Consider the following 23,199-nt stretch of genomic DNA (forward strand, 5'->3'; position numbering starts at 1 on the left):
GAACGCAAGTATTAATTTAAGAAATGCGGTCGGCTTGACCGTTGATGCCTGTGGACGGAGTGCTGCCGACAGTTCCGGTGGTTTGCGTAGCATTCCGTAGGAAAGCAGGAAGTAAACATTAAAATATCACGCTATGTGACGTTTTATGTCGGTTTTATGAAGCAGACTTTCTACATATTTACATTATTTTGCGGATATAATCCATTTGAGCCTATGTTAAAAATCAGATGGGGAGGTAAGGAGATAGGGAATATTTTTCAACCTTTTCCCTTATGCCTTCCGTCCATCTCTTGACTCCTGATTAAACCCTCCTGACTCCTAGCAAAAAAAATGCGGGTCGCTGACAAAGATACTAAATGGGTTCTATGTGATTGCCAGTGGAACCTTTGTGGAGAATTCCAAAAATTTCCTCATCTCTAGCAATAGTAACTTATGGACATGGCATTGCATATGACCTTATTACCTAAATATTGTCTATACAACCCAAATAAGAAGCCATATAACCAAAGGTTTAGAAAATAATCTATATAATTCTACAGATAAATTCATTATACAAAGCGATCGGTAAAACTTAATATAAGTAATTCAGCTTAATATTAAGTAATTCAGCAGATCTTAATCAAACATACTGGGAAAAACTGCATAAGCTTGGGAAAAGTAGAAGTAGAAGTAGAAGTAGAAGTATAAGGATGTAGTTGAGAAAAATACAGGTGGAAACTATGAATTTTCGTACATTTGACGGTAGTAACAATAACTTAGATCATCCTCAATATGGTGGAACTGGTGAAAATTTGCTTCGTTTAGCACCAGCAAATTATGAAGATGGCATATCTGAATTAGTTGACGGTCCGAATGCTAGATTTATTAGTAACACTGTGTTTAACCAATCAGAATCTATTCTAAACCCCCGAAATTTAAGTGATTATACATGGTTATGGGGACAATTTCTTGACCATGATATCACTTTGAGCGAGCTACAAAGCGAGACAGAAGAAACTATTAGCATTACTATTCCTAACGACGACCCTGTTTTCGCACGAGATTCATTGATTCCTGTTACTAGATCGCTCTTTGATGAAAATACTGGCACTGACCTCACTAACCCCCGCCAGCAATTTAATGAAATTACAGCTTGGATAGATGGCAGCAATGTATATGGTAGCGACCAAGAACGTGCTGACTTCTTACGCAGCTTTAGCGGTGGAAAATTGAATGTGACTACTCACTCCACAGGAGATTTACTGGTAACTCAAGGAAACGATCCAAATGCACCTCATATGGCGATGGATGGAAGAATAGGTCCAAGTACTTTTGTGGCAGGGGATGTACGAGCAAATGAAAACTCAGCTTTAACCTCAATACACACTCTTTTTGTACGAGAGCATAACCGTATCGCTGAAATTATTGAAGCTACTCATACAGACTTACCTTTAGACCCTATTGCTCGCGATGAGGAGATTTATCAACGGGCGCGTAAAATAGTAGGGGCCCAAATCCAGAAAATTACTTATGACGAATTCTTGCCTGCTTTGGGCGTGACTCTCGACCCTTATACTGGTTATGATTCAACTGTTAATCCTAATATCAGTACAGAATTTTCTACAGCAGGTTTTCGTTTGGGACATACTATGGTTAGTCCTACTCTACAACATTTGAATGAAGATGGTAGCTCTACAGAATTTGGTCCACTAAACTTATCTGAAGTTTTCTTCCGACCAGATAGTATTACTAGCAAAGGAGGAATAGATCCTGTATTGCGTGGTTTAGCCTCTCAAGTACAGCAGAAAACAGATGCGAAAGTAATTGATGATTTGCGGAGTCTATTATTTGGTCCTCCCAGTCAAGGGCCAGTAGTAAATGGAACAGATTTGGTAGCTCTGAATATTCAGCGCGGGCGGGATCATGGTTTGGCCCGCTACAATGATGTTAGAGAAGTATTGGGTTTACCTAGGAAAGATAATTTTAGTGAAATTTCATCTGACCCAGAATTGGTGGCATCACTAGAGGCGGTTTATAGTGATGTTGACGACATTGACCTGTGGGTGGGAATGTTGGCAGAAGATAATTTACAAAATTCTAGTATTGGGGAGTTGAATGAAGCGATTTTAGAAGACCAGTTTGAAAGATTGCGAGATGGCGATCGCTTCTGGTATGAAAATGATACTCACTTTGCTGAGTGGGAGTTAGGCGATGGTGTTTTGGTTTCAGATTGGTTAGGTGGTCTTCAGTTGTCGGATATTATCAAGTCGAACACTGGAATTGAAAATATTTCTGAAAATGTGTTCTTTGTGAGTACTTCTACTACTCCTGTGCCTAACATTAACGATGGCGGACCTACTTCTTTAATTATCCTGGCTAGTTTTTTGATGATTGGTCGTCTATGGAAGATGTTACCAACAATTAACAGACAGTCGAGCGATCGCAGTTAATTAATAAATAGGACTTACGCACCTGGAACGTATTTTCGTCCGAAGCGACCGACAGGGTTTGCGCAGCAGTCCGGAACGGAAAGCAATCTCAAATTTTAGTCTTTCCTACCTTATGCGTAAGTCCTGTAATATAGCAGTCGAAAGAAAGGTGAGGAAATATTAAAAGCTTAAAACTTAGACAATCCAAGATTTTTCCTTCTTCCTTCTTATTTCTGCTATACATAGTAGGAGCATTGCATACAACGCTCCTACAAATGATCAACGACCGCTAATGAACTAGCGATCGCTCTGAGAGTTTATTTCACAGATATTTTTTTTGGTGTTACTGAAGCAGGTGTATGATATTAATCCTAATTACTTAGGAGTTAGGTCTACCGAAAACAGTAGCTGCGGACAATGCGAATGGGTACTTTAATAGATTTTTCATGGTTAAAACACCTAGTAATTCATAATTTATGTGTGTGATATAGAATCCGGTTATGTAGTATATGTTTATAATTCTATCCACACTTCAATATTTAATATAAAATCAGGTTATACAGTTATCACACTTTCTACTTCCATTCAATGCAGACATAAAATGCCGGAATATCCACAGATAATTCCAACTCTCATCCTTTCTTCCTCCTGACTCCTGACTCCTGACTCCTGACTCCTTTCATCATACAATAACTAATTATCCGGATACTATATGAGTTGATGGTGTGAGTATGAGTTTAATAATTAGTTTACTTTAACTTGAAGATTGATACTTCTCAGTAGTTTTAGCGGTTTGTGAACCTCTCTTGCCCTCACAAATATAATCTAACCAATCCTACTTAAGTGTTGCAAGCCTTTTTGCGAGACTTTACTGAATCTTGAAAAACTCTACTACTAATTTCACCCTAATTCAATCTTATTTCACCAGAGATATTTACGGAATTAAAGTATTTTTTATCATATATATAACAGTATTAACAATTAGAACAATAGTCGTAAATATATGTAGTTAATTGATTTTACATATTTCATATATATGGAAAATGATGAAAAAAAGCCTTATATAGATTTCAAGCCAATTATAAGTAATTAGTCTACACAACTGAGTGATGTTACTAAGTATTTTTTACTAAGCTAAATTGCATTTTCATAAAATATAACAATTTATTGTGAAGTGTGCGTCATATCACTGACATAAATAAATATAATATGCTATATGCAAAAATCTAACTAAAATGTCACAATAATTATGTAGATATAAAAAGTCAGGTCAAAGTAGAGGAGGCTTGGAATTGGCAACGTACAATACTAGGGCACAAAATTAATGAGTGAGGATCTGAAATTCAACTCTGACTCCTGACTCCTAGTTCCTGACTCCTTTCTTGATAAAAGTCCTTTTTTGTAATTAAGGAAAACTCTTATGGCTAATACCAGCAATTTTCGTCAAGCAATTCGTGAGGCTCAAAGTCAAAACCTAGTTGGCCCTAACGTGATTTCTAATGCTCTACCTTTTGTAGGTGGTGGCCTAATTCTCACAGCAGTAGGTGCTTTTGGTGGCCTACAAGTGCTGCAGTCTAACCCTGGTCTATTTATGACCACATTCTGGGTAGCACTTATTGGCGAATTAGCATTATTTTTTATTGCCCGTGGAATTGCGGAAAGAGGCAATAATAACGTAGCCCTACCTTTATTAGCTACTTACAGCTTGTTATCCGGCTATACTCTGAGTGGTTTAGTATTTGTGGCTTTAAGTACCCAAGGAGTAGGTATTGGGGGAGTAGGTTTTGCTGCCCTCGGTTGTGGTGTCACCTTTATAGCAGCTCGTCAAATAGGCTCAAATCTATCTGAAGAAGATGGCATGGCCTTGACTAAAACTGTCAGCTTGGGAATAATTGCTTTATTAGTAGCAGTTGTGGGCCAAGTTATTTTTAGCTTTTTCGGTGTTTATACTCCAAGTTGGTTAGAAATAGGTATTTCTGGCATAGGTGTATTTCTATTTGCTGGCGCTGCAGTGGTAGATTTTTACATCTTGCCTCGTACTTATCGCGACGATCAGTATATTCCCGCAGCTCTCTCGATGTACTTAACTTACATCAACCTATTCATTTTTATTCTGCGACTTTTGATAGCTATTAATAGTCGCGACTAATTTATACATCAGAGAATAGGGAATAGGGAATAGGGAACGGTGGGAAAAAAATTTCCCTGTCTGAGGTTAATCATCCCCATAAGTCCTAAGCAACTCTTTCCCTTTCTATAGCTATCAGCTTTTCAGTAAGTTTAGGTATAGTCCTCTTTTGATGGACGAAAAGCAAGCAAAAGCGATACCAAAATTTGCCAAACCCGGTATTAGTGCTAAACCCAGCACTGAAATAAACCGGGTTTTATTGTATAGTTTATTTTTATAGTGGTTTGTGTGTAACAGGACTTACGCACTGACAATAGATATAGGGTTTTGGTGTGTTACGCTACCGCTAACACACCCTACTGAACTGACACGCCTAAAAATGTAGGTTGGGTTGTAGCTTGCACACCAAGTAGCGGTACGGCAGTGTTAGCGGAGCTTCCCGAAGGGAAACCCAACAAAAGCTTAGTACTGTTGGGTTGATCCTAACGGATAAGCTAGCGCTAACTTCTCTCAACCCAACCTACACTTATTGCACCATTTTAGCTGTGTCAGTCTACTACTGAACTGACTATTGAAAGGAGGCGATCGCCATGGAAGTATTAGACATTAAACGAGAAATTGAAAATTTGTCCTCTCGTCTGGGAAAAACCCAGGACTATCTTTGACGTTCCGGCACTAAAAGCAAAAATCCAAGATTTAGAGCAAGTTGCAGCTCAACCGGAATTTTGGGATGACCAAACAACGGCACAAAATACTCTGCAAGAGCTTAATGACCTCAAATCCCATCTACAGCAATATCAGCAATGGGAAAATAATCTAGAAGATACTAGAGCGATCTTTGAGTTATTGGAGCTGGAGACAGATGAGTCTTTATTAGAGGAAGCTCAAGCAACTATCTCTGGTCTCAACCAGGAGTTAGATCGGTGGGAACTACAGCAACTATTATCTGGTCTCTACGACCAAAATGGCGCAGTTATTACTATTAATGCTGGTGCTGGAGGTACAGACGCTCAAGACTGGGCAGAAATGTTGCTGCGGATGTATACCCGGTGGGGAGAAAGCCATAACTATAAGGTACAGTTAGCAGAAATTTCTGAAGGAGATGAAGCAGGTATTAAGTCTGCAACTCTGGAAATTATCGGGCGCTATGCTTACGGTTATCTGAAAGCAGAAAAAGGTACTCACCGCTTAGTCAGAATTTCACCTTTTAATGCTAATGGCAAACGGCAAACCAGTTTTGCGGGAGTGGAAGTGATGCCTGTGCTAGATCATTCTGTAGAGTTGGAAATTCCAGAAAAAGATTTGGAAATTACTACTTCTCGGTCTGGTGGTAAGGGCGGTCAAAACGTCAACAAGGTTGAAACAGCGGTGCGAATTGTTCATATTCCTACAGGTTTAGCTGTGCGTTGTACCCAAGAACGCAGTCAGTTACAAAATAAGGAAAAAGCCTTAGCATTACTCAAAGCTAGGTTACTGATAATTGCCAAAGAGCAACGCGCTCAAGAAATTGGTGAAATTCGGGGTGATATGGTAGAGGCAGCATGGGGTAATCAAATTCGTAACTATGTTTTCCATCCTTATCAAATGGTAAAAGATTTACGGACTCAGAAAGAAACTACTGCTATTACGGATGTGATGAATGGCGAGCTAGACTCATTTATTGAAGCTTATCTCCGACAGGAAAATCAAATGGTCGAGAGTCAGTCAGCTTAATACAGGTAGAGTCATTTCAGTTATCAGTTAGCCTCCTATGGTCGGAGCTACGCTAACAGTTATCAGTACCTCTAGCTGTTTGCGCAGCATTCCGTAGGAAAGCATTGGGATTGAAATCTGGAATATTCTCTTTATTTTATCCCCTTAAAAGGGGAGGCTTGATAACCACAATTTTTTGGTAATAAATAAGCTTGGGTAATTTCTAGATTTGACTTGGATGCCTCTTTGAGATCGTGTCCAATTAGACAACCATAATAAATCTTAGATCCCCCCAAACCCCCCTTTCCAAGGGGGGCTTAAGAATTAAGACTTATGCGATAACTTTATTAAATTGGTATAACTTCCCCTTTTCTCAAGGGAGGACTGGGGAGATCGAAACAGAATATTTTTATTATGACTAATAGACATATCTGATAATAAAAAATCAAATTAATTATTGTACTAGCTCGTCTAGCTTGAAAATGTGGGTAAATTTTAGAAAATATAGACCTCTCCCCCCTTGGAAAGGGGGGTTGGGGGGGATCGTAGCGTTGGGTTTTACTCACAATTTTAGTTTAGATGAGCTAGTACTCTTATTCATTAGACTTGTCGCCTATTTCCTACTCCTTCTTGAATTAGATATCTACCTTAACCAGATATCTACCTTGCTTTAGCCCAAAATATGTCACAATGAAGATATTTTATGTAATCCCGACTATAATATGTCCTCATGTCAAAGGTCTACAGCACTATAGAGCTAATAGATATCCTAGCTGAAGAGCGCCAAGCTTGTCTGCAAGGCCAGCGCCTGAATTTGGCAGCAACTCCCCGCACGGGAAACCCAGTAGTTGACCATTTTCTCAAACCAGAGGCTTTCCAAAAGTTTACTGCATATCAAGATTTTAAAGCTGCTGTTCATCGCTATCAAACAGAATATTTGGTTTCTGGTATAGTTTGGCGACAGGTAACAGTTAATGATAAGACTATTAGTTTTCCTGTAGTGCATGAACAATTAATTGCGTTATTGAGCGATCTAGAAATTTTGCGGGCAGCAAAGGTTTCTGTATTAAATTTCTGGAATCAGGTGACAATGGGAATGGACTTATATTTAAGTGTGGGTAGTGGTAGAGACTTTCGTAAAATAGAAATACAAGAAGTAGAAGCGATCGCTCAACGTACAGAATGGGCAAATATGTTGAAGTGGGAAAAATCTAATTTTCTGGAAATGTTACTACAGTTAGGATGGGGAAAACCAGAGTTAGCAGCTTATCGTCGCGGCTGGCCTAATTCTGGAAGTGAGTATATTCATGCTGTGAAACCAGGAAAGCAACCTATTTGTTAATATGGCGTTGCTGAAGCAAGTGTATGATATTAATCCTAATTACTTAGGAGTCAACCCACCCGCACGCCCCTCCCAGGAGGCGAGGACCGAGTCAGGAGGCAAGAAAGAATAAGAAACAAGAGTAGAAGGAGAAAGTATTTTGCTTGCCCTCTTATCCGGACAAGATATCATACCTCAGATCAGCAACGCTGTTAATATATATCAGGACTTACGCAAAGACACTATTTGAGTTTTGCTGTCATTATCTGGATCATAAATACGATCATCTATTATCCAAAATTCTTCAGAGAAAATTCCAGAACGTAGGGTGCGTTAGCGGCAGCGTAACGCACCGAAAGTGTCACTCCAGTAGCGTAACGCAACGAAAGATTTGGGATAGGCAGTGCGTTAATCAAATGTAACGCACCCTACAACAGTAGCGATCGCTTTTTTAGGAAAGTTCAAAAATCCCCCAATAAATTTGGGATGAAGAAAATCCGTAGTGGATTGATAAATCTAAAATGGTGCGTTACGACGGATTGTTAAATCAATGAGTGAGAGCAAGTAATTGTGGCCGTCTAACGCACCCTACAATAATACACTGGTAGGGTGCGTTAGCGACAGCGTAACGCACCATCCCTAATACAAATTTAAAATAAATACCATACTGATTGTAATGCCTAATTATAGAAGACCTAATATTTCTGGTGGAACATATTTTATCACTCAAGTCACTTATCAAAGAGAAACTTGGCTGTGTGGTGAAGTTGGTAGAAAAGCTCTCAGAGAAGCGATCGAAAGGGTAAGAGAGAAATATCCTTTTTCTATTGATGCTTTTGTTTTGCTACCAGAGCATTTTCATTGTCTGTGGAGTTTGCCACCCAATGATCAGGATTTTTCCATGAGATTGAGACTAATTAAAACCTATGTTACCAAACATTATGGGCAAGAAATAGCTATTAATCGAGAAATTTCTCTGTCACGACAAAAGCGAAAAGAAAGCAATCTTTGGCAGCGTCGTTTTTGGGAACATTTGATTAGAGATGAGCGAGATTTTGCTCTCCATTGTGATTATATTCATTATAATCCTGTTCGACATGGTTTATGTACAAATCCCCAAGATTGGCAATTTTCCAGTATTCATCGGTTTATTGCTCAGGGAATTTATCCGGCAAATTGGGGCAGGGATGGAAGTCCAGAAATACCCCAAGGAATTTGGGATGAATAGAATCTGTAGGGTGTGTTAGCGAAGCGTAACGCACCCTACAAGAGCGATCGCACTTACCATAACAAGAGGGCTACATTAGGGACTTTGATTAGTCGTTCCCAAACTTCCATTATTGAAGTCTCCTGTCGAAAGAATGATAGATAGATTACCAGGACTTACGCAAACGCACTAAATGTACTGGAAATATCTGAAATAATCACTAAATAATACAGGATATATAGCGGTACTGCGTAAGTCCTGATTACGTTATTTATACCGTCATTTATATCGTCAACGCCACCAAAGTTTGCAATTTTAAGAAGAAAGTTAAGATTTTAGTCCCAAAGCCAGTTCCCATCTCGGTTTCAGAAATCGAAAAGTTAAGGACTTCGTAAACATTCGTGAAGCGATTTGCTTAACTTTGGATAAATTTCCTGATCTTGGGAAAAACCCCAAAGTTAAAAACTTTACTTCAGGTTCCGCAACCTTAACATATTTACACAAAACCTGAGTGCCAATATTGTCAAGTAATTTACGGTTGAGTATGTACAATCTGAGTTCCCTATGTCCGGTAATTTACGGTTGAGTATCTAATATAGAGGATAGTGGTACATTGCAATTATTTCAGTAACAGTATAGTAGGCGTTTAATCTACCTTTACCGACTACCATATAGAGCTAAGTCTCAAAAAACCTTTTATTAACCTTTTTTTATTACATATATATAATGAGCAAGTATACACGGCGACGCGGCGTAAAACTTACGGAAGAAGGCTCAAATAAACTTATTCAAGCCAAAAGCGAGGCAGAAATTAACCAAAATAAGCGATACACCCTGGAATTTATCAGTAAAGAAACAGGCTTAACCCCCAATACCCTCAGCAAAATCTTTATCCGCTCGTCAGGAGTTGATAAGCGAACCTTAAAGTCCTGTTTCGACGCCTTTAATCTGACCTTGACAGAGGACGACTATCTCTACCTGAAGTCGAATCAAGATAATCTGGCCGAGATTAACTCAATACCCCTTGCTGAAACTTGCTCGGAGCTTGAGCTAGCCTGGAATTATCCTTTCGAGATTCTGAAAGGCGATCGCCACAACACCCTCCAAACAAAAAAAATGGTTCAACCACAAGACGATCTGCAACCTCGTCCACCAACAGCACCGGGAGGACAGATGCCTCTAGATTCAGTCTTTTACATAGACCGTCCCATTATTGAATCCCTTTGTTACGAAAGCATTCAACAACCAGGTACACCACTAAACATCCGCGCTCCCAAGCAAATGGGCAAAACCTCCCTAATGAGTCGCATCATTGCTTATGCTAAATCCCTGGGGTATCAAACTGTTTCCCTGAACTTACAACTCACTGATGCTGAGATTTTACAAGACCTAGAACGCTTCCTACAATGGTTCTGTGCTAGAGTTAGCAAGGAATTAGAATTTCCCAACCAGATAGCCGACTTTTGGGATAATTCCCTGGGTAGCAAATCAACCGCTACTGACTATTTCAATGATATGATCTTAGCCAACCTCGATCGCCCTCTCGTAATCGCTATTGATGAACTCAATCAGCTTTTTGCCTACCCCAACATTGCTGGTGAATTTGTCCAACTTCTGCGAACCTGGTCTGAGCAAGCTAAAGCAGGGGTGGCAGACAGTCATCCTTGGCACAAACTGCGACTGGTGACAGTTCATTCTACAGAAATTATGATGTCTTCTTCAATTAATCCCTCTCTGTTAAATACTGGGTTAGTCATCAATTTACCTGAATTTACCCAAGCTCAGGTGCAAGACCTAGCACAGCGGTGGGAACAAGAAATAACCGAAGCACAAATCGAGCAACTGATGACTCTTCTGGGAGGACATCCCTATCGCTTGCAGTTAGCATTTTATCACCTATACCAACAGACCATAACTGTAGAAGAACTTTTAGAAAATTATGATACCGCAACTGCTCTTTATGCAGAACATTTACAACAACAATGGTGGAATCTGCAACGCTACTATGAATTATTGCCTATTTTTACTGAAATTGTGAACAACTCCAAACCCATAGAAATAAAAGTATCTCTTGGTTATCAGTTGCAAAACATGGGGTTGGTTCATTTGGAAAGCGATCGAGCGTGTCTGTCTTGTGAGTTATTTCGTCTGTTTTTTATGGGAGTTTTGAATTGATTGTTATTTGGACTGCGGTGCGTTACATTTCATTTTTATGTCGGCGACAGCAAAACTTGTCGGGTGTGTCAGACGGCTAAAATTTAGACTGTCAAAGGCATTTAACAATCCGTCGTCACGCACCTTTTTATATGTGTCATTCTACTACAACTGCGGTGCGTTACATTTCATTTTCATGTCGGCGACAGCAAAACTTGTCGGGTGTGTCAGACGGCTAAAATTTAGACTTTCAAAGGCATTTAACAATCCGTCGTCACGCACCTTTTTATATGTGTCATTCTACTACAACTGCGGTGCATTACATTTCATTAACGCACCCTACTAGACTATCTTTACTGAAATTGTGAACAACCCCAAACCTATAGAAATAAGACTATCCCTTGCTTATCAGTTGCAAAAGATGGGATTGGTTCACCTAGAAGGCGATTCGCGCAGCGATCCGTCCCGGAATCGGGCAAGTCTCTCTTGTGAGTTATTTCGTCTGTTTTTTATGGGAGTTTTGAATTGATTGTTATTTGGACTGCGGTGCGTTACATTTCATTTTCATGTCGCGCAGCGTTTTCCTGACGGACTGCTGCCTCTTACAGAGGAGCTTCGCTAACGCAAACGTGTCGGATCTTAGCCGAAAACGCACCCTACTAGACTGACACAGCTAATTTTATACTACTTACATTAGTGTGGGGCACCGCCTGACTTTGTTACAATATCACCAACAAGTTTTAGAAGTAGTCGGCGATGAAACTTGGCAGGTGAGTTGTTCCCAAGATTACAAATTTCTAGCAAGTGGTTAATTAATCAGTGATGAGTAAGAGCGATCGCTTTTTTAGGAAATTCCAGAAATGTCAAACTTGAGTAGGGTGCGTTTTGCTGCGCAACTCCAATAATACAATTTAGATTGGGTTGAGTAAACGAAACCCAATCTACGAGAGCAGCGATCGCTTAGTTGTTAGTCAAGACTTAAGAAAGTCCACAAACAGACATCTTTCCTGGTATAATTGTTGCCCATTGGCCATTCCAAGATTTTTCGGCGGCAAAAGCAGCTACAGGACATTTGAACTCAGCATCGTCCTGATTCCAAATAGGACCAGCAAAGACATTTCCACTCATTGGTGGTATATAAGATAGATCAGTTCCACAAACAGACATTTCTCCCCATACGGTTGTTGTCCACTGACCATTCCATTCAGCATCATAAACTTGAGCAGCTACAGGACATTTAGCTTTAGCATCATCATTGTTCCAAATCGGTCCGGCTTTTACATCTAAAGCAAAAGCATTGTTAGCAAAACCAAATACAACAGAAACGATTAACAAAAGAGCAAAGATTGATTTGGTTACAGATGTAAAACCATTGTTGATTTGATTCATAGTCAAAACCTGAAACTAACTTTTTCATTCTCGATATTACTCAAACCAAACATCAATTCGTCAAGTTTACTACATAAAACTTTACTGAATTAAATTTAGGTTAAAAGGTAAAAAAAAGGTTTATAGCGCTGTGCGCAGGGAACAGGCAACACTTAACAGGGAACAGGGGGAATAAATTGCCGTTTGCGCAAGCATTCCGTAGGAATCATATAAGACTTCTAGCTCTTTTGCCCCTACTACAATTTGTAAATATACCAGCGCTCATTGCTATAAAGTCATTCCCTTCCAGCAACTTATTACCCTTCTGGTTATTACCCTTCTGGGGGGATACCCCTATCGCTTGCAGTTGGTGTTTTATTACCTACAGTAGCAGACCATAACTCTGGAAGAACTTTTAGAAAATTCTGGGAGCACAACTGCTCTTTATGCAGAACATTTACAAGAACAATGGTCGAACCTTTAACGCTAGGATGTAGGATGAATTATTGCTTATTTTTACTGAAATTGTGGGTAGTGGTAAATAAGTAATGATTTTTGTGGCTTACCTCCTGACAATTCAAGGGATATACTAACCAATATCCTTACATCTTTAGGACTACCCATCCAACTATGCAAACTACTGACTTTCTCTCTCAACTAAATTTATCGCAACGCCAAGCAGTACAACATTTCTGCGGACCAATGCTAGTTGTGGCAGGAGCTGGTTCTGGCAAAACTAGAGCGCTCACCTATCGCGTGGCCCATCTAATACGTCATCATCGGGTACATCCAGAAAATATTCTGGCGGTGACATTTACAAATAAAGCTGCGCGGGAAATGAAGGAGCGGATCGAGAAACTATTTGCTGGGCAACAAGCAGAAGCAAAATATGGTAAACCATTCTCAGCATTAACACTGGAAGAACAGACTAAGTTGCGATCGCAGGTTTACAAAAATATCACTAAGCATTTATGGATGGGAACTTTTCATAGTCTTTGCGCTCGTATTCTGCGTTTTGATATTAACAAATATCAGGATGAAAAAAAACGTCGTTGGGATAAAAATTTTTCTATTTTTGATGAAAGTGATGCTCAAACTTTGATTAAGCAAATTGTTACTAAACAGCTCAATTTAGATGACAAAAGATTTGAACCACGTTCGGTTAGATATGCTATTGGTAATGCTAAAAACAAGGGAATGTCGCCTCTAGAATATCAAAGGTCAGAACCAGATTATCGGGGGCGAGTAATTGCTGAAGTTTATGGTATTTATCAAGATAATTTGGCAGCTAATAATGCTCTTGATTTTGACGATTTAATCAGAATACCTGTAGAATTATTTCGGCAAAATGAACAAGTATTGGCATATTGGCATAAACATTTTAACCATATTTTAGTAGATGAATATCAAGATACTAATCGGACTCAATATAACTTTATTAGATTTTTAGCAACTAATGGTGAAGACCCTAAATATTTTAATAAATGGGAAAATCGTTCTGTTTTTGTAGTGGGAGATGTAGACCAATCTATTTATTCTTTCCGCATGGCAGATTATACAATTTTGCTAGATTTTCAACATGATTTTGGTGATGGTTTGGCGGATGAAGATACCCGGACAATGATTAAGTTGCAGGAAAATTATCGGTCGCGGGAAAATATTCTGGAAGTGGCGAATAAGTTGATTGAAAATAATACTCAACGTATTGATAAAATTCTCAAACCAACGAGAGGTTTAGGGGAAGAAATTTATTGTTATGAGGCGGAAAGTGAGTTAGAAGAAGCGGAATTTGTTTGTAGTAAAATTCAGGAAATTACAGACCAAAACCCAGAGTTAGATTTAGGGAGTTTTGCTGTACTTTATCGGACTAATTCTCAGTCACGCGCTCTGGAAGAAGCTTTGATTCATTACGATATTAAATATGTAATAATTGGCGGATTGAAATTTTATGACCGGAAGGAAATTAAGGATTCTTTGGCTTATTTACGGGTCATTGCTAATCCGGCTGATACTGTTAGTTTGCTCAGAATTATTAATACTCCGAGAAGAGGTATTGGTAAGGCGACTATTGATACTTTGGTAAATGCTTCTTTGGAGATGGGAATACCTTTGTGGGAAATTATTAATGATGAAACTTCTGTTAATACTTTGGCAGGGCGTTCTGCAAAAGCTGTGAATAGATTTGCTGAGATAATTAAGAATTGGCAAAATGAAGTAGAAAATCTGACGGCGGTTGAAATTGTTGAAGGAATTTTGGAGACTTCTGGTTATATTGAAGAGTTGAAAAAAAAGGGTACGGAAGAAGCAGATAATCGACTGGCAAATTTAGGGGAATTATGTAGTGCTGTTGCTCAATTTCAAGAGGATAATGAGGATACAAGTTTAGGAGGTTTTTTGGCAAATGCTTCTCTAGCTTCAGATTTAGATAATCTACAAGATGGGCAGGAAGCTGTATCGTTAATGACTTTACATTCGGCTAAAGGTTTGGAATTTCCGGTGGTTTTTATGGTTGGTTTGGAAGAGGGTTTATTACCTCATTTTCGCAGTAAAAATGACCCTTTGTCTTTGGAAGAGGAAAGGCGACTTTGTTATGTAGGAATTACGAGGGCGCAGGAACAATTATTTATTTCTTATGCTACTGAAAGGCGACAGTTTTGGGGAGCGCGAGATGTGGCAGTTCCATCTCAATTTTTGGCTGAGTTACCAGAAGATTTGATTAATACTAATGGGATGAAAAAGGTGATTTATCGTTCGCGCCGTCAAAGCAAAAATACTAAAAATTCTACTGTCAAAAAATCGGCAAATAATCAAGGAGAAAATTGGCAAGTAGGCGAGAAGGTGATGCACAAAAGTTTTGGAGTAGGACAGGTAACTAATGTTTTTGGTGGGGGGAAAAAACTGAGTTTAGGTATCAAATTTGGTAAGAGTAAAAAAATTATTGACCCTAAGACTGCACCGATGGAAAAGTTGGAATATTGAAGAAGGAATCAGGAGTCAGGAGTCAGGAGTCAGGAGAAGAAAGTATTGAAGAAGGAGTCAGGGTGTTGCATAAATGCGCTTGGGATTTTAATAGTTTTGTGGAAGTGGAAGTGGAATGAGCATCTTGCCCGTTCCTGATATTTTCCCTATTCTATTTCTAAATTCCCCGGTCTCACATCCGGATAATGATATTAAATCTGGTAACATTGAAGAAGGAGTCAGGAGTCAGGAGTCAGGAGTCAGGAGAAGAAAGTATTGAAGAAGGAGTCAGTTCGCTAACTTGAGTCAACTTAATACTAATTATGATTATTTTTACTTCTCCTCTACTCCCCGACTCCCCCGCTCCCCAACTCCCCCGCTCCCCGACTCCCCGACTCCCCGACTCCCCTGCTCCCCACTCCCTACTCCCTCCTTATGAGAAACAAATAAATTAATAATGAGAATTTGATTAATAGTATATAAATTTCTTCTAAACTGGCAATAATTAATAACTTATTTGAATGAAAGCTAATATACTTGACTGAGCATTCTGTTATTGCTAGGGTAGTTATATAAACAAAAAATAACCATCAATTATCAATTTATAGAAGTTTGGATCAGATTGTCCACAACTGGAAAATACCCTGTTATGACATTCTTTAATAAACTTCTAATGCTGAAATTTGTGTGATTTTCTTTGTAGTTTCTGGAATAATCGTTCCAAAAAAAACTGATAAATCTCACTCGACAGGAGAAGCAAAAGTGCCGACGAAGCTCTTAGATATAGATATCCTTCCTTCTGATTTACGTCAAACGATCGCCAGGCGAGAGTTGTCAGAAGATCAAAAACTATTCTGGCAGGGAGACTCAGCTCAAGCAGTCTTTATTGTCAAAACTGGGCGACTCAAAATAGTGCGCTACAAAAGTTGTGGAACAATAGTTAGGTTATGTACTGCTATAGCAGGAGATATTTTAGCCGAGACAACACTTTTTTCTAGCAGATATACCAATACAGCGATCGCAGAAACAGCCTCACAAGTAATGGTTTATCCGAAGAAACATTTTTTAGCAGCTTTGCATAGCTATCCCGACTTAGCTCAAGATTTCATGGCAATTTTAGTCAGAAAAAATCAATGCCTACAACACCATCTAGAATTACGGGATATCAAGACTGCCCACGAACGAGTGCTTCAATATTTATGCCAGATAGCTAGACTTTCTAACCAGGCATCTGTCAACTTAGATAGACCTCTCAAAGAAATAGCTGCTGAGTTAGGGTTGACCCCAGAAACTCTATCTCGTGCCCTCAAACGCTTAGAAAGAGATGGTCTGATTAGTCGCTCTCAACGTGCGATCGTCCTACATAATTATTCTATTGCTTGATGATAATCAATCCATTCTTGTATTGAAATGAACTTCATATTTAATTAATTTTATGTACTATATGGCAATTAGCACTCAGTGTATTGCTAATACAAAGCTAAAGTCAATTCAGTTAACCTCTGATATCAAATCCGGTTAATACTTAATTATATAGTTGGGAGTAGGGGAGTGGGGGAGTGAGGGAGTAGGGAAGATTGAATATTCAAGTAATTATAGAATTATCAACATATATTATATAACCAGATTCTATATTACAGAGGAACTGCGTTATCAGTACTTTACTGGAATAGGAAGGCAAAATTATCAATCTTCAGGACTTACGCACTGACAATAGATATGGGATTTTGGTGTGTTACGTTACCGCTAACACACCCTACTAATAGCACTGTAATAGGGAGACAAAATTATCAATCTTTTCGATCGCTATTTTCTCAGCCACCAATATAAGGAAAGGGTGCGGACATATCAAAAGCTTAAAACTTAGACAACGCAAAATTTTTCCTTCTTCCTTCTTCCTTCTTCCTTCTTCTTCCTTCTGCTATACAAAAAATCACAAGCAAAAAATATGATACCACAATCTAATGTAATTCCTCAATCATCAAAAATACCAGACCAACCAGAATCTAGCAAACTGTTGATATCAAGTAAACAGAATAATTGGCAGGGTATTCTGCTACAACGTCTATACTATTCCGCAGCAGAAAGTAAATTTTCCTTACCTGCTATACCAGAAGAACTACTGATAATTCATTTAGACTATCCTTGTCATATAGAGCGATCGCTAAAAGGAAAATACGACCGGAGGAGAATAGTGCCTGGAGATATAACTGTTGTGCCCAGTGGAGAAGTTTCCCAATGGCATATTCAAGGAAACCCAGACTTGTTATATATATATTTAGCACCTTCCCTCATGGAAAAAGTGGCGACTGAAGTAGCAGAAGTAGACCCCCAGCGAATTGAACTCGTAGACAGATTTACTCTGCGCGATCCATTTATTCGCCAGGTCGGGTTGCTGTTACTAGGGGAACTAGAATCAGGAGGAGTAGCAGGTAGGTTATATGCAGAGTCATTAGCATATTCATTAGCAGTTCACTTAGTCCGCGAATATTCCACTATGAGTTTAGAAGTTAATGAGTACCGAGGAGGATTATCAAAATATAGACTTCGCCAAGCAATTGAATATATTAATGAACATTTAGACCGAGATTTAAAACTAACTAGAATTGCTGCTGTAGTTGGTATGAGTCAATATCATTTTTCCCGGTTATTCAAGCAATCAATGGGTATTACTCCCTATCAATATGTGATTCACCAAAGAGTAGAACTGGCAAAAAAATTATTGAAACAGCAAAATATCAGCATTACAGAAATTGCTTTTCAATGTGGTTTTTCTCATCAAAGTCACTTAACTAAAATATTTCATCAACTTACAGGTACTACTCCAAAACAATACAAAAATCAAGTTATATCATGTCCGGTTGAATACTTATAACGACGGAGGAGTCAAGAGTCATTCCTCAGGAGTCAGGAGATAAGAAAGAAGCAATAAGAAAGAATAAAGAGGAGGAAAAGGAGAAAGTTTTTTATCACTAATTATCCGGACATGATATTATTTAAAGTAGATTTGATCGTGAATAAATTTGTACAGTTTCAGAGAGAAAAATTAAATTTTTGTATACATAAAATCACAATAATTGTTAAAAAAAATATATAAAGAACATAATTTATAGTGAGTATTTTTAGATATAGCGTTTCTCAAGTTAATAAGGTACAGTTGTTTTTCTTATTTTCTACTCCCTACTCCCTACTCCCTAAAATAAAATAAATGAATAAAGTATGAGATTTTAGAGTCAAGCAGTCAAATAATATATATAATAAAGGGCAGAATATATGTTCTCAAATAATTCAAGTTATCAAACCGAAATTGAGATGAATAAAAATAAGCAGAATAGCAAACTATCTGGCATTCAAAAGTTAGCTCAGTCAATTAATGACCGACTAAAATCAAAATTGTCTCGTCGTGTAGTGTTATGTGTTTTTACTAGCATTATTGTCATTGAAGCTATTCTTTTAATCCCTTCTCTCAAGAGAAGAGAAAAAGAACTTCTATCTCAAATTAAGCAAATGTCTTCTGGGAAAGTTGCTTGGATTTTGATTACTTATCCTAATGCCTCAAATACAGAGCTTGTTAATCATTTATCAGAACTTATGCAACATCATCCTACCATTTTAGGAGGTGCCGTTTATGATACTAACAAACAAAAAGTAGGTACATTTGGTGAGTTTCCAGAATTGTCACTTTCTGAAGTAAATAATTCCAAAAAACTCTTCTTTTCCACCAGTAGTAATGTTTATCGTTATGATGACTTAATTTGGTATGGAAAAGATATGCAAACAGACTATAGTATTATTATTCGCCATGATTGTTCTAATCTCAGACCAGAATTACTGGCTTATATTTCTCGAATTATTGGTTTAGTTATTATCATATCTCTGTTTTTGACAATTACAGTTTGGCTATGTTTAGAACCAATTATAATTAATCCTATTCTACTATTAAGAAGCGATTTGAATCAAGCAGGAGAAGCAATATATAACGATCAAGAACCACCTGCATTTAGCTCAATTTCTCTCCAAAGACAAGATGAATTAGGAGAAGTAATTAATGCCTTTGAATTAATGTTTATGAAAATTTATGAGGCGATTAGTGAGCGGAAAAAAGCTGAAGCAGCTTTACAGGAAAGTCTAGAAAAAGTAAAAACTTATTCTCAAGCTCTCAATTATGAATTAGAGCAAGGTCATCAGATGCAAAAAAATTTTCTGCCTGCTCAAATTTCGCAACAAAATGGTTGGGAAATTGCGAGTTTCTTTCAACCAGCTAGACAAGTTGCTGGTGATTTTTATGATGTATTTGAACTTTCTAATCATACCGTAGGATTAGTAATTGCTGATGTTTGTGATAAAGGAGTAGGAGCAGCATTATTTATGAGTTTGTTCCGCAGCTTAATTAGAGTTTTTTCTGGTCAAAATTATTTTGAAGAAATGAATGAGGATTTAGGAAGTGAAAAAGATAAGTTGTATTTAGATAGAGGTCTAGCTACTGAAGATTGCTATCATGCTTTGAAAGCTGTATGTTTGACTAATAATTATATTGCGAAAAATCATGGCGAAGTGGGAATGTTTGCCACACTTTTCTTTGGGGTTTTAGACATAAATAATGGTAAAATTACTTATATTAATGGTGGTCATGAACCACTATTTATTATTAGTGCTACAGGAGAAATCAAGGAGGAGTTAAATTCTACAGGTCCAGCAGTTGGAATGTTGCCCGATATGAAATTTCAAATTGAACAAACTCACTTAGAAGTTGGTGAAATTTTGTTGGGTTACACAGACGGAGTACCAGAAGCTCGTAATGGTAAAGGTGAATTTTTTACCAATGAAAAATTGCGGTTACTTGTGGAGAAAAAAGCAGCTTCGGCGGAAGGTTTACTCAAAGAAATATCTACTAGTGTTTTAAATCATACTGGTAGTGCCACACAGTTTGATGATATTACTTTATTGGCTGTACAACGACAAGTTTAATAACAAGTCTGATAAATATTTGCTACAAATAAATAGGTGATTTTTTAGGAGTCAGGAATCAGAATGAATGGCTTTAATACCAGTTTTTAGGTCAAAAATTCTCTTTTTGTCAAAGGAACATCAGCCAAATTGTATTTTTGACAATTAGCACCCTAGGAGCGCATTAATTATTCTGATATTTACTTCTCCTCTCAGGAGCAGTAGGAGTGAGTTCCCTCTTAGTAGAGACCTTGCATGCAATGTCCCTACCCACTCCCTCACTCCCCACACCCCCCCCACTCCTAAAAAGGGCGTACGAATAATGTAATTCCCTGACGACCGATAACTGCAACTTCTTCACCAGGTTCAAGAGTCATGCTGTAACCTCTAAAAAGCATAGCAGGCCAATATGTAGCTTTGAATTTAACTCTTCCAGGTTCATCAAAAGTAATCTTTTCATCGACTACACCAACTTGAGGTTTAGAAAACATTTTGGGAGTATTATTACTAAATTTCTGCATTACTATTCTTCCTTTATTTCTTAAATTTGAGTCAGTATTAATTTTTTAAATGCCCCCATAGTTAGAAAATCTTGAAAAGTTTAAATACTTGATTTATTGTCCTTAAATAGCACTACATTTTGCTTATGTTGTTTTCCGGAAATTATTTAATTCGCAGTTCTAATAATTTTTGTAGATATATATACTTATACCAATTTTACTTTTACCGAAAAATTGTGGTTTAAAGCCTCCCCTTGATCGGGGATAATAAAGAAAAATTTTCATCTCTTTGTCAATCCTCTTCTTTTCAAGGAGAGGTAATTATTCATTATTCATTATTCATTATTGAAGCGAGGTTGCACAGAATTAGGTATTAGGTATTAAGTAGTAGGTGTTATACCAAGCGTGAAAAAAGAATAAAAAAATAGGTAGTAGGTGTTAGGTGATATGGCAGTGGAAGGAAAAGGCACAGACATATCAAAAACTTAAAACTCAGACAACGCAAAATTTTTCCTTCTTCTTCCTTCTTCCTTCTTCCCTCTTCCCTCTTCCTTCTTCCTTCTTCCCTCTTCCTTCACTTAAGAATGAGGTTCGCCAAACAAAACCAAAGAACAGTTTAACTCTTTCAAAACCTCATTAGTCACATCACTAACAGCCAAACCACCAGCAGTACGGCGACGCATAGAACGCAAAATAACTAAATCAAAATACCGGGCCATTTTAACAATTACTTGGGCAACATTATCATTAGCAACAACTTTAATTTTCAATTTAACCTCAGATTCTTTCACAGAAATAATCTCTGAAAGTTGAGACTTAAATTCATCAATTTGTTCTGGAGAACTAACATGAGGACAGATATGCAATAAAGTCATATAAGCTTGATTAGTATCAGCAAAAAGTTGCGCAAAACGAACAGTTCGTAATGCTTGAGGAGTAATATTTTTTACTGGTACTAAAATTCTATGAATATCAATAGGGTCATCTAGCAATCTTGTCACTGCTACTGGACAATGAGAAGACCAAAATACACTATCAATAATACTTCCAAACAAACGCGTCCGTAAATCACTTTGTTGACTCCAACCCATAATAATTAAACTAGCATTTTTTTCTCTAGCAGTGCAGCTTATTCCCTGAGAAATATCATTATAAATTCGTAGTTCTGGTTGAGCTTCAACATTAAATTGTTAAGTAATTTATTGAGTTCGTTTTAGTTGTCGTTCGCTATGGTGAATTGCTGTACTTAAAACTGGTTCATCCAAATGAAAATTAGCTTTAAAAATTGATAAAGGTACAAGTAATCCTGACTCATGTTTAGCTAACATTGCTCCCATTTCTAGCAAATAATTTTCAGTTACAGGATTATATATGGAAACTAAAACAGTAAACTTATGCCGATCACTTTCTGCCTCTAATTCTTATTCGTGTGTTTCCCACCAAATTCCTGATTTATTACCACCATTAAATAGACTCAAAGGTTGAGATAATAAAGGAGCAAATCTGGCTGTAGTTAAAGGTCCGAGTATAGAAGTTACTAACATTAAAACAATTACGCCATTGAAAAATGCTTCTGTTAATATTCCTTCCTGAAGACCAACTAAAGCTTCGACCAAAGTAGCAGCAACATGAGGCAAAGTTAGAGACCACATTGTCAGGGTTTCTGGGAAATTATAGTTGTATGATTGTTTGGCTAATAAAGCTGCGATAAATTTACTAATAATTACTCCAGCAATAATAGCTAAAGTCATTACAAATTCATTAGTTATAGTTGAAACAAAAGCCGGAACATCCAAGATTAATCCCATATCTACAAAGAAAAAAGGAATAAACAATGTACTGCCAATAAATTCCACTTTTTCCTTAACAAGACCATTTCCTACAACTTCATTCACAGCAATACCAGCTAAGAAAGCTCCCACAATAATATCAACATGAATTATTTGTGCTTCTACACTAGCAATAAATACAACTAACATTATGAATAAAAATTGATTTCCCTCTTCATCCCCAGTCCGACGGAAATATTGTTCCCCTAGCCATTTAAAACCAAACAAAACAACTACTGCATAAATAGCTAATTCTCCTAACTGAATAATCAGACTAACAACAGAAAATTCTCCCGCATTAACCGACACACAAATTGCCAGAACTAATAAAGCAGCAATATCAGTAAATATCGTCGCCCCAATAGTCACAGTAACTGCTTCATTAGCCACTACACCCAATCTATTAACAATGGGATAACCTAAAAGAGTATGAGGTGTAAATAGAGAACCAATTTAAATCGAATTTAAAGGAGAAAAAAGCAGTCGTTAGCGTAGCTTCCCGTAGGGTGGGATGGCGAGGTTTCTTCGCTGGCCTCCAATCGACCAAGAGAAGAAAAAATTTTCACGCTCCGCGTCAATCCTCTTCTTTTCAAGGAGAGGTAATTGTTAATTATTAATTATTAATTGTTGAACAGAGGTCTATTAGTAATAAATACAATCTCTGATTTTGGCTGCGTTCCCTAAAAT

At 37.7% G+C, this 23,199-nt stretch carries 16 protein-coding genes; 11 read left to right on the top strand and 5 right to left on the bottom strand.

Going from position 1 to position 23,199, the window contains the following annotated elements:
• Positions 1–719 precede the first annotated feature (719 nt).
• From F6K18_RS30310 to F6K18_RS30335, 6 genes are all read left to right on the top strand, one after another.
• The gene (locus F6K18_RS30310; RefSeq protein ID WP_287526450.1) at positions 720–2,429 is read left to right on the top strand and encodes a peroxidase family protein; all 1,710 of its coding nucleotides are present in this window, start codon (positions 720–722) and stop codon (positions 2,427–2,429) included.
• A 1,399-nt stretch (positions 2,430–3,828) separates the two neighbouring features.
• Positions 3,829–4,557, top strand: coding sequence for a Bax inhibitor-1 family protein (locus F6K18_RS30315; RefSeq protein WP_287526451.1), 729 nt, complete (start codon positions 3,829–3,831; stop codon positions 4,555–4,557).
• A gap of 569 nt (positions 4,558–5,126) precedes the next feature.
• Positions 5,127–6,249 (top strand): peptide chain release factor 2 gene (gene prfB / locus F6K18_RS30320; protein ID WP_287526453.1). Its coding sequence is split into 2 segments (ribosomal slippage): positions 5,127–5,198 and positions 5,200–6,249, totalling 1,122 coding nucleotides; the frame shifts between segments, so codons are not numbered across the junction.
• A 709-nt stretch (positions 6,250–6,958) separates the two neighbouring features.
• Positions 6,959–7,570, top strand: a complete 612-nt coding sequence (locus F6K18_RS30325; protein WP_287526455.1) for a hypothetical protein — start codon at positions 6,959–6,961, stop codon at positions 7,568–7,570.
• Between the two features lie 655 nt (positions 7,571–8,225).
• Positions 8,226–8,777 (top strand): transposase, encoded by a 552-nt coding sequence (locus tag F6K18_RS30330; RefSeq protein WP_287526456.1) that lies wholly within the window; start codon positions 8,226–8,228, stop codon positions 8,775–8,777.
• Between the two features lie 705 nt (positions 8,778–9,482).
• Positions 9,483–10,931, top strand: a complete 1,449-nt coding sequence (locus F6K18_RS30335) for an AAA-like domain-containing protein (RefSeq protein ID WP_287526458.1) — start codon at positions 9,483–9,485, stop codon at positions 10,929–10,931.
• A gap of 957 nt (positions 10,932–11,888) precedes the next feature.
• Here the strand turns inward: F6K18_RS30335 and F6K18_RS30345 are convergent.
• A complete protein-coding gene (locus tag F6K18_RS30345) occupies positions 11,889–12,299 on the bottom strand; it encodes a mannan-binding lectin (protein ID WP_287526460.1) in 411 nt (136 codons plus the stop codon).
• A 609-nt stretch (positions 12,300–12,908) separates the two neighbouring features.
• Here F6K18_RS30345 and pcrA point away from each other — a divergent pair.
• From pcrA to F6K18_RS30370, 5 genes are all read left to right on the top strand, one after another.
• Positions 12,909–15,257, top strand: a complete 2,349-nt coding sequence (gene pcrA, locus F6K18_RS30350; protein WP_287526462.1) for a DNA helicase PcrA — start codon at positions 12,909–12,911, stop codon at positions 15,255–15,257.
• Positions 15,254–15,376 (top strand): hypothetical protein, encoded by a 123-nt coding sequence (locus tag F6K18_RS30355; protein ID WP_287526464.1) that lies wholly within the window; start codon positions 15,254–15,256, stop codon positions 15,374–15,376. The genes pcrA and F6K18_RS30355 overlap by 4 nt, the downstream gene beginning before the upstream one ends.
• A gap of 547 nt (positions 15,377–15,923) precedes the next feature.
• The gene (locus F6K18_RS30360; RefSeq protein ID WP_287526466.1) at positions 15,924–16,619 is read left to right on the top strand and encodes a Crp/Fnr family transcriptional regulator; all 696 of its coding nucleotides are present in this window, start codon (positions 15,924–15,926) and stop codon (positions 16,617–16,619) included.
• Between the two features lie 565 nt (positions 16,620–17,184).
• Positions 17,185–18,111: an AraC family transcriptional regulator gene (locus F6K18_RS30365; protein ID WP_287526468.1), complete on the top strand. Its 927-nt coding sequence runs from the start codon at positions 17,185–17,187 to the stop codon at positions 18,109–18,111.
• Positions 18,112–18,548: 437 nt separating this feature from the next.
• Positions 18,549–20,204 carry a PP2C family protein-serine/threonine phosphatase gene (locus tag F6K18_RS30370; RefSeq protein ID WP_287526470.1) on the top strand — a complete coding sequence of 552 codons (1,656 nt, stop codon included), beginning with the start codon at positions 18,549–18,551 and terminating at the stop codon, positions 20,202–20,204.
• 281 nt (positions 20,205–20,485) lie between these two features.
• Here the strand turns inward: F6K18_RS30370 and F6K18_RS30375 are convergent, their stop codons facing one another.
• From F6K18_RS30375 to F6K18_RS30390, 4 genes are all read right to left on the bottom strand, one after another.
• A complete protein-coding gene (locus F6K18_RS30375) occupies positions 20,486–20,704 on the bottom strand; it encodes an NfeD family protein (protein WP_287526472.1) in 219 nt (72 codons plus the stop codon).
• A gap of 557 nt (positions 20,705–21,261) precedes the next feature.
• Positions 21,262–21,840 carry a universal stress protein gene (locus F6K18_RS30380; protein WP_353735221.1) on the bottom strand — a complete coding sequence of 193 codons (579 nt, stop codon included), beginning with the start codon at positions 21,838–21,840 and terminating at the stop codon, positions 21,262–21,264.
• Positions 21,841–21,882: 42 nt separating this feature from the next.
• A complete protein-coding gene (locus tag F6K18_RS30385; protein WP_287526474.1) occupies positions 21,883–22,029 on the bottom strand; it encodes a hypothetical protein in 147 nt (48 codons plus the stop codon).
• Between the two features lie 75 nt (positions 22,030–22,104).
• Positions 22,105–22,965 carry a cation:proton antiporter gene (locus tag F6K18_RS30390; protein WP_287526499.1) on the bottom strand — a complete coding sequence of 287 codons (861 nt, stop codon included), beginning with the start codon at positions 22,963–22,965 and terminating at the stop codon, positions 22,105–22,107.
• Between the last annotated feature and the right edge of the window lie 234 nt (positions 22,966–23,199).

Source organism: Okeania sp. SIO2C2, assembly GCF_010692625.1.
Classification (GTDB): Bacteria; Cyanobacteriota; Cyanobacteriia; order Cyanobacteriales; family Microcoleaceae; genus Okeania; species Okeania hirsuta.